Source organism: Fulvivirga sp. (assembly GCF_040220315.1).
Lineage (GTDB): Bacteria > Bacteroidota > Bacteroidia > Cytophagales > Cyclobacteriaceae > Fulvivirga.
The window spans coordinates 1-7,890 of the sequence record NZ_JAVJUY010000127.1 but is presented as its reverse complement, the minus strand read 5'-3'; the positions used below and the strand labels follow the sequence as shown (position 1 = coordinate 7,890).

The following is a 7,890-nucleotide window of genomic DNA, read 5'->3' as shown; positions in this document are numbered from 1 at the left end:
ATTTCACCCTTATAGGCCTTTAAACCACAGTTAAAATCATGAAGTTTAATGCCTGAAATTTTCCGGGTAACGTAATTAAAGAATTTGGAGGGAATGGTCTTGGTAAACGGGTCATGGCGCTTCTTTTTCCAGCCGCTTACCATATCAAAACCTTCTTCTTTTATCTTTTTGTATAGCCCAGGAATTTCATCCGGACTGTCCTGCAAATCGGCATCCATGGTAATGACAACACTACCTTGTGTTTGTTTAAAACCACTGTTTAAGGCTGCCGACTTGCCATAATTCCTATTAAACTTTAATGCTTTAATGTGCTCATTTTTGGTAGCCAGTTGCTGAATAACATTCCAGGAAGCATCATCACTCCCGTCATCTACCAAGATAAGCTCATAAGAAAAGCCATGTGAGATCATCACACGGCTTACCCATTCACATAATTCAGGCAATGATTCCTCCTCATTATATAAAGGAACCACAACTGAAATATCAATTTTTTGCATATTTAAACCTCTAAGGCAGGATTATTATTCTTTGTAAACGCACTTACAACCAAAGATATAAGAAATCCGAAAAATACAGAGGCTAATAAACCCATAATGAGTATAAACTCAGGTGTCATAAATGCCTCCGACATTTCAAGGGCCTGCTCAATTTCGGCATCACTCATACCATTGTCCATCATACTCTCTATTTGTTGTTCCTTTATCGTATCCATAAAACTTGAATCGATGAACTTAATATAAGAATAGGCAAAAACAGAAGAAAGTGCCCCTGAAATGGTCGCAATTAAAGTTCCAATTCCTAATCCCTGACCATAGCTCATAAAACCATCACCGCCATCTTTAAATTCTTTATGTGCTAAATAAAAGACGATAATGGTAGGTATATAGCCTATCCATTGCATTGCTGTATTACCTTGCAAGCCCGATACGGCTGAAATTAGAAAAAGTGCAATTGAAACGATTCCGAGAATGAGTCCCCACTTTATAGAAACAGATTTTACAGTTGTTAGTTGTTCGTTGTTTTCCATTATTATTGTTTTAGGTTGAAGTTATTTCAAATGTATTAGTACCATCGCAAAATGAAAAATTACAATTAGTACATGGTAATTTATCTGGATTATCGGTAAATCCCAATTGTGGAGTGTTAATTGGTAAACCTTTTTTCAGACTTTCTCAGTATTACTGCGATGATAATCGTGATGAAAAATCCTAATAGCGTGCTTTTAATGAAGTAATCTACGCCCAAAACGAAAGGTGTAGATTCTTTAAGCATTTGCACCTGGGCATTGTACTGCTCCTCCGTAAGTGTAATTTTTCCCTGGTTTACTATTTGATCCTTATCTAACTCCAAGCCACGAATGGTACCTTCAATATAATCGGCAAAGAATTGGGGTTCGATGGATGAAAACAACACTACAAAAAAACCTGCCACCAAACCGATAATTACATAAATGCCAATTCCTACCACCATACCTTGCCAAAACTGTAAAAACCCCTCATTGAATTGTACCTTAAATTCCTTGATTCCAAAAAAGATAAAGAGGGCAAATAGGATAACCCTAACATCAAAGAAAATTGGAATAAGCAACGGGTGCTTGCCAGTATAGTATAGAAAAACAATCACTACCATGGCCATAACTGAGCCTATTAGTCCATATTTTATTGGAGTGGAATAAATTGGCTTCATGCTTTACTAATGTATGATTGACCGTTGTTAAAGACAGCAACTGCTTTACCTGTAAGATCCTGATTGAAGTAAGGAGAATTCACAGATTTTGATTTATTAGATGCTGCGTTAAGCTTCCATTTTGCACTGGGGTCAAAAAGTGTGAGATCGGCTTGTACTCCTTCTTCTATTGGACTATCATCTAATCCCAATAGTTTTCTTGGGTTAGTTGTTACTTTTTCAATAAGCACGTGCAGTTCAACCTTTTGGCTTAATGCAGCAATATTAGCGGCCACTGTTTGAAGAGATGTTATCCCAAAATCCGCCAAATCGAATTCCAGTTTTTTGCATTCCTCATCATGTGGGGTATGATTAGAGACAATCACATCGATGGTTCCATCCTGCAAACCTTTAATCAAGGCTTTGTTATCTTTTTGGGTTCTTAAAGGCGGATTCACTTTATAAGAAGTATCGAAATCGACCAGCGCTGAGTCGGCTAACAATGGCTGATACGATGCAACATCACAAGTTATAGTCAAGCCTTTTTTTCTAGCCGCTCTAATTAGCGCTACTGACTTTTCAGTTGACAGACAAGATAAGTGTAACCGTCCACCCGAATATGCAAGTATTGATAAGTTTCTTTGAATAATTAAATCCTCAGATAAATTAGGCATGCCCTTCATTCCTAACATGGTACTTTCTATACCTTCATTCATCACGCCAAACATATTCAGATGAAGGTCCTCCGCCCTATCAATTAGTAACCCATCAAATTTCTGAAGGTACAGAAGCGATTTTAATAAAATATCGGAATGCCAGATAGGCTTTAGCCCATCGGAGAAAGCAACCGCCCCGGCTGTATGCAGGTCAATCATCTCAGTAAGGTCTTCACCTTTCGTACCTATAGTAACAGCTGCAATAGGGTGCAATTGAACAAGCGACACAGGGTTTTTACTGTTAATGTACCCAACATCATTTTTTGATTGTGTAACAGGCTGATTATTTGGTAGAACCGCCACGTGGGTAAAACCACCATCAGCTGCAGCATTTCTTCCAGATTCCAGGTCTTCCTTATGCTCCAGTCCCGGGTCAGCCAGCCAGGCCCTCATGTCTACCCAGCCATTGCTCAAAATCATTCCCTTCCCGTCAATCGTATTTTTAACCTCCTCCTTAATCTTTCCAATTTGTTTAATCTCCCCTGCCGAGATGAGCACATCCACTAATTTGCCATGGTGGGAAGATGCCTTGTTGGAGATTGTAACCGACTTAATAAGTACTTTAGTCATAAATTATTCCGAGTTAAGGAAAAAACCTGATTAATAAAACCTCTGACAGCAAAAATACAAGAGCTAGCACAATTGCCAACTTCCATAAAGCAGTGCCATGATACTTGTTTTCTAATTTTTTTCTAAAATCAACTTCATTGGCTGTTGCTAATACCTGTGTGTTTCCTTTGAATAGCTGATCTAACGCTTCTATCGAATACTGATCCAAAATGGATTCTGATTGAGGCACATTAAATGCTAATGTTGTTATCGTATCTGTATTAAAAGTAAGATTATAAAATCCTGCATTCAGCTGGTTAGAAGGTATCTGAAGCTGCACAGAGTTATTCAGGATTCGCTGAGGTGGAATAAATTCCACTTCGTCATTTGAAAGCTTAAGAACATTATCTACTCTAACTGAATCTATTTTAACATTAATGTATTCATCGTTTGTATGATAGTAGAGCTTGTTCGGGTCTCGCTCACTTTGTGCCGCCAGTTTGTACATTACCGGAACAAATAAGGCATGATTAGCGAAGTTGCTAAACTCAGTACGCAACGGGGAGGCTAAAACAAATAATCCTTTTTTTATTTGACGTAGGTACGAGCTGCCATTTTGAAAATTGAGGTACGCGGTTTTATCGTTACCTAATGATAGCACTGGTTGTGCCTCAGGCATCTGAAACCTTGGGTTTTTCTCTTCAAATACGTTGTCATAAAATGGGTCATTAAAATCTGGTGAAGCAATTTTATACTTACTTTCCGCTTCGGAATAACTTACCGTGACACCTAATAATCCTAGAGCTGTTAGATCCGGCTGCTCATTCGGAATAATGAGTACGTTGCCATTATTCTCCAGTTTTTTCTTCAGGGCAGATACCAATGCAGTTGATAAATTCAGTTCATTCAAGATTATAAAATCGCTCTTTTCCAGCGTATTATAATTTAGATTACTTACATCATAGCTTCTAAAATCAAAAAGATTGATGTTGGCATATACTTCTTTGATGTATTTAGATGAACTCTCGTTCCTGATCTCCAGCACTGAGATCTTATCTGTCTGATTGATGACAAAATACAAATCATTGTCAAACGTAACAGGGTATTCCTCGATACTAACCCGGCCTTTATTTAACTTTTTTAAATTATAGCCTATATTAAAAGAAATCTCTCTACTACCTAAGGCAGGTATATCCACAAGGGCAGTTGATACTTGCCTGTTATCCATAAAAATTTTTACGCCTAATCCACTCACATCGACTTCCCCTCTATTCTTTATACTGACATTGAGTTTGAGCTTTTCGCTGCCGATAAGAAATGGGTTTTCGATATACAAAGAATCAATAAATACATTAGAGTTGGTTGCAAATGATTCTGGAATTAAATTCAGTTTCATTTGATCAACCAGCTGATGATTACCATCGCCAAAGGTTGATTTCTGAAAATCACTCATATAGAAAACATCAATGGTATCCTGATCGGTATCACTTGCCAATCTGTTCAACACTTCATGTGCCGATCGTGATACGCCTGTTAATTGAAGTTTAGTAAGATAATCCTCCACCTCCGAAGCACTTTTATAGGTGATTGAAAAAGGCTCAAAATCGTTAGTTAATAATTTAAACGTTGTGCCTTTAGGGTATACTTTCAATAATTCATTTGCCCTGTTAATGGCTGAATTAAATGCTGAGCGTCCGTCTTCTGTTTCATTAGACATACTAAAACTATTGTCGACATAGATGGCCACTTTAGTTGAAACAGATGTATTTCCTTCTCCTGGCAAAATAGGCTGGGCAAAGGCCACTATTAAAAAGAAAAGAAAGAGTAAGCGCGAAAGCAAAATCAGGTAATGTTTCAGTTTCAACTTCGAGCTGGTAGCATCTTTTACTTGTTTTAAAAATCGTGTGCTTGAAAAATAGACCCGCTTGGTTTTACGAAAATTAAATAAATGGATGATGATGGGGATGGCAAGTGCAAAAAGTCCGTACAGTAGCTGAGGTCTTAAAAAATCCATTCGGTGGTAAAACTAATAATTCTCCAATTCATAACGTGAGTACAAAGTAAAAGATGCCAGAATAATTTATTAGATTTAATTGTAAATCAGTCGGTAAAGTACTTGAAATCTGCACTCAATGTTATCATTTATTCTGGGACATCCGATTTAAATGACCCACACCTCAACCGTAGAATATTATTTTCTAATGTAATATTTCTGACCCTGCCAGTAGTGTATGGCGCCTTCATGATTTTGGATATTAAGGCATACATTCAGCCCATTTCTGATATGAATTTTGATCAATTCACTGTTCCTATAACCATGGTATATTGCCTAGTTGGGATATACTTGAATAAAATAGGTTTCTCTTATCTAGGGCGATTTTTATTTTTAATTCTTTGGCCATTGCTAATGCATATTTTGCCAATTATTATACTTAATACTCCAGAAGATTATTATCTGGCTTATCCTATGGGTTTAATATTTCATTCAGTTTTAATTCAATTAATAATTTCATCAAAAAATGAGCGAGGCACCTACCTTTTTTTCATGCTTCTAAGTCTTGTACTAATAATACTTTGTAAAGATTTTCTGTTGTATTATGATTCGAACTACACTCAAATTTTAAATGATACGCTGATTACATCTAAATACTACTCACTGGTAGCTATATTGTATTGGCTACTATTTAATGCCATTACATATTATGTAATTATGGTGTTGGATCAATTAATTGAAAAGAATGAAAAACAACAATTAAAATTAATAGAGAATAATGAAGAATTAAACTCACTAAATATTGCTGTTGAAAACATTAACAAAAGCTTAGAGGAAAAAGTAAGGATTAGAACTTTAGAGCTTAACAATGCCAATGAAAAACTATCTTCTTATGCGTTTCACAATGCACATTTAATTAATGGCCCTTTTTGTAGAATTAAGGGTCTTTTAATGCTGAAAGATTTAAATGCAATAGATGACATTGACTTGAACGAAAAATTAAGACAAAGTATACAAGAACTTGATGAAGCCATACATGACATGCAAGTCAATTTGAACCAGGCTGATATTAAAAAGTAAACCTATTAAGTTGTAAATAACTAATGGAAATTCTTAAACTCCAAAGGCGAGCAATGCTCGCCTTTGAGTTGGACTGTCATTAAACATGATTGTTCATCTTCAATGTACTAGTACCATCTTTTCTGTGAGTACCTCACGAGTCAGTGACTCCCTGAAGTACACTATGAAGTTAAGTAGATAATCGAAAATAAAATATGACCAAAATCATGATTTGATTATTTTTTTCCACCAATCATCAAAAGTTCATTCAGGTTGATTTCAGTAACGTACTTTTTTTCACCAGAATTGGTCTCATAAGATCTGTGAATAAGCTTGCCTTCTATAGCCACTTCCTGTCCTTTCTTTAAATACTCACCAGCGATTTCGGCAGTTTTACCCCACGCTACAATATTGTGCCATTGTGTGTCTTCCACTTTCTTTCCTTCCGCATTTTTATAACTATCTGAAGTAGCTATTGAGAAGGTTGTTAATGACTTGCCACTTGTTAAAGTTTTCACTTCAGGGTCTTTACCTAATCTTCCAATTAATTGCACGCTGTTTCTTAGATTTTTCATAGTAATAAAATTTAAAGTTTATAATTAAGTTTTTTTGATTAAGCTATTCGGTATTTCCGTTTCGCTGAAGCAAAGTAAGGGTGAGAAAAAAGAGATAGTCGTATGATAATTATTTGTATTCGTTTAAATTACATTTGTAAACGTTTGTAAACGACTATATATCTGATAATCAAATAATTAATTAAATGGATGAAAAAGAGTGCATTGAATGCGGCACCAAAATTTTTGGTAGAAACGATAAAAAATTCTGTTCAGATCAATGTCGTAACTCGTATAATAATCGATTAAATAGTGACTCCACCAACTACATAAGAAAAGTCAATAATACGCTAAGAAAGAACAGGAGGGTACTTGAAAAACTTACACCTAACGGAAAAAGTAAGGCTCCTAAATCTAAATTAATTGAGCACGGATTCGACTTCAGCTTTCATACGAACACCTACACCACAAAAGCCGGAGCCACCTATTACTTCTGTTACGAATATGGCTATTTGGAATTAGATAATGATTGGTATGCTTTGGTGAAAAGGGACGAGTAATTTCTTAGAATTCTTGTTGAATTTTTACTACTTTCGTACTAACCTACCAAAAATCAGAACTTCCTATTAACCAACTTAGGAGTGGTCTATTTTGTCTATTAATTAGCATTAATTATTAACCTATATTATGAAAAAAGTTTTGCTTCTTTCCTGTGCATTCACATTGTTGTTTGCTAGAATATCTAATGCCCAAAGTTGTCCTGGTGATATAACCATTCTTGAAGATGAAAATCTATCTGTGTGGGAGGTTAAGACTAACGGAACACAAGTATTTTCACTTGCCGAGTTTCAAGGGTCTGTAAATATTGGTGGTGTTGATTACTTTCAGGACGATTTCGGTTTTGATGCCAGAGGCTTAATTCTCATGGCTCACGATTTGTCAGGCACATTACTTTGGTCGAGGCAAATCACGGGAACTTCCTTTTTTACAACTAATCCGGCCTTAACAGCAACTACAGCTAATGTATTTGTTGCAGCAACGGCAATTGAATCCAATGGAACAATCCATGAATTAAAAGTAGAGTCTTTTTCAGGTATTGATGGAACACCAGCATGGTCTAACTCCTATCAGGTTCCTGTAGCCTCTTCTAACCTGCCATTTGGAGCACAAATAAATCCTTATTCAGCTGTGGAAGATGGCAATGGCAGAGTTGTAGTATCAGGTGCCTTTTCTGGAACTATGGATATTGACGGAACAATACTAACCACTGGTGCTGGTTTATCTGAAACGTTCGTAATGGCTGTTGATGGAGTAACTGGTAATGAAATCTGGGCAGTACAGTCAACTGGCAGTA

9 protein-coding genes are annotated in these 7,890 nt (G+C 36.2%); 3 read left to right on the top strand and 6 right to left on the bottom strand.

The annotated features are described in order from the left end of the window. From RLO81_RS05985 to RLO81_RS05965, 5 genes are all read right to left on the bottom strand, one after another. A partial coding sequence (locus RLO81_RS05985) for a glycosyltransferase family 2 protein (protein WP_350108642.1) occupies positions 1–497 on the bottom strand: 497 nt, incomplete at its 3' end. 2 nt (positions 498–499) lie between these two features. After that, entirely contained in the window at positions 500–1,027 is a 528-nt protein-coding gene (locus RLO81_RS05980) for a DUF4199 domain-containing protein (protein ID WP_350108639.1), read from the bottom strand. Between the two features lie 116 nt (positions 1,028–1,143). Next, a complete protein-coding gene (locus RLO81_RS05975) occupies positions 1,144–1,686 on the bottom strand; it encodes a DUF4199 domain-containing protein (protein WP_350108636.1) in 543 nt (180 codons plus the stop codon). Further along, positions 1,683–2,951: a dihydroorotase gene (locus tag RLO81_RS05970; RefSeq protein WP_350108633.1), complete on the bottom strand. Its 1,269-nt coding sequence runs from the start codon at positions 2,949–2,951 to the stop codon at positions 1,683–1,685. The genes RLO81_RS05975 and RLO81_RS05970 overlap by 4 nt, the downstream gene beginning before the upstream one ends. Positions 2,952–2,964: 13 nt before the next feature. After that, the gene (locus tag RLO81_RS05965; protein ID WP_350108630.1) at positions 2,965–4,944 is read right to left on the bottom strand and encodes a vWA domain-containing protein; all 1,980 of its coding nucleotides are present in this window, start codon (positions 4,942–4,944) and stop codon (positions 2,965–2,967) included. Positions 4,945–5,046: 102 nt separating this feature from the next. Between RLO81_RS05965 and RLO81_RS05960 the strand changes: the two genes are divergently transcribed. After that, positions 5,047–6,003, top strand: a complete 957-nt coding sequence (locus RLO81_RS05960) for a hypothetical protein (RefSeq protein WP_350108627.1) — start codon at positions 5,047–5,049, stop codon at positions 6,001–6,003. Between the two features lie 215 nt (positions 6,004–6,218). Here the strand turns inward: RLO81_RS05960 and RLO81_RS05955 are convergent, their stop codons facing one another. Beyond that, on the bottom strand, positions 6,219–6,557 hold the full coding sequence (locus RLO81_RS05955) for a single-stranded DNA-binding protein (protein WP_350108624.1): 339 nt from the start codon (positions 6,555–6,557) through the stop codon (positions 6,219–6,221). 185 nt (positions 6,558–6,742) lie between these two features. Between RLO81_RS05955 and RLO81_RS05950 the strand changes: the two genes are divergently transcribed. Together RLO81_RS05950 and RLO81_RS05945 are read left to right on the top strand one after the other, a co-directional pair. Then, positions 6,743–7,096, top strand: coding sequence for a hypothetical protein (locus RLO81_RS05950; protein WP_350108621.1), 354 nt, complete (start codon positions 6,743–6,745; stop codon positions 7,094–7,096). Positions 7,097–7,223: 127 nt separating this feature from the next. Beyond that, positions 7,224–7,890: hypothetical protein (locus tag RLO81_RS05945; RefSeq protein ID WP_350108619.1), on the top strand; the 667-nt coding region annotated here is incomplete at its 3' end.

Coding starts and splice junctions, on each gene's coding strand:
- RLO81_RS05980 (WP_350108639.1), bottom strand. CDS start 1,027: ATGGAAAACAACGAACAACTAACAACTGTAAAATCTGTTTCTATAAAG.
- RLO81_RS05975 (WP_350108636.1), bottom strand. CDS start 1,686: ATGAAGCCAATTTATTCCACTCCAATAAAATATGGACTAATAGGCTCA.
- RLO81_RS05970 (WP_350108633.1), bottom strand. CDS start 2,951: ATGACTAAAGTACTTATTAAGTCGGTTACAATCTCCAACAAGGCATCT.
- RLO81_RS05965 (WP_350108630.1), bottom strand. CDS start 4,944: ATGGATTTTTTAAGACCTCAGCTACTGTACGGACTTTTTGCACTTGCC.
- RLO81_RS05955 (WP_350108624.1), bottom strand. CDS start 6,557: ATGAAAAATCTAAGAAACAGCGTGCAATTAATTGGAAGATTAGGTAAA.
- RLO81_RS05950 (WP_350108621.1), top strand. CDS start 6,743: ATGGATGAAAAAGAGTGCATTGAATGCGGCACCAAAATTTTTGGTAGA.